Source organism: Vibrio sp. 1249-1 (genome assembly GCF_033340495.1).
Genome location: NZ_JAWOWJ010001064.1, coordinates 1 through 541, shown reverse-complemented (window position 1 = coordinate 541; position 541 = coordinate 1). Strand labels below are relative to the sequence as shown.

General features: G+C 44.0%; 1 protein-coding gene. It reads left to right on the top strand.

Features of this window, described 5'->3' with window-relative positions; genetic code table 11:
• The first annotated feature begins 25 nt into the window (after positions 1 to 25).
• On the top strand, positions 26 to 319 hold the full coding sequence (locus R7Z50_RS30485; protein WP_005459687.1) for an ArsR/SmtB family transcription factor: 294 nt from the start codon (positions 26 to 28) through the stop codon (positions 317 to 319).
• Positions 320 to 541 lie beyond the last annotated feature (222 nt).

The window sequence follows — 541 nt, the reverse complement described above, 5'->3', positions numbered from 1 at the left end:
AACGTTGGTCAGTTTAGAGGTCAGTATGGAGCTAGAAGCCGTCGCTAAAGCATTAAAAGAATTAGGGCACCCTACCCGTCTATGCATTTATAAAGAAGTCGTTAAAGCGGGCTATAAAGGCATTGCGGTAGGCGGTGTGCAAGAAAAACTCGGTATTCCTGCATCCACACTTTCTCATCATATTTCCAGTTTAGCCTCTGCAGGACTCATTACTCAGCGCCGTGAAGGCCGTATTCTTTTTTGTGTTGCTGAATACGAATGTTTGGACGATGTCATCGACTTTCTTCGTGCCGAATGTTGCGTGAATGAATGCCAATAACGGCTTTGACGATTCAAATAAAAACGAGCTCCTATTGAGCTCATTTTTATTGTCTTCTGCCGCCGCTTTTATTTTTGCACCAATAACATGAACGACTTTGCCGGAACCTTCAGTTCTATCCCGGCTTTAACGCTTTGATCTGACATCAAATCGAACCAATCACACTCTGTCTTTAGCGATAGCGATTGTGCGCGCGTGGATTTGTTTAGCACTACAATGCCT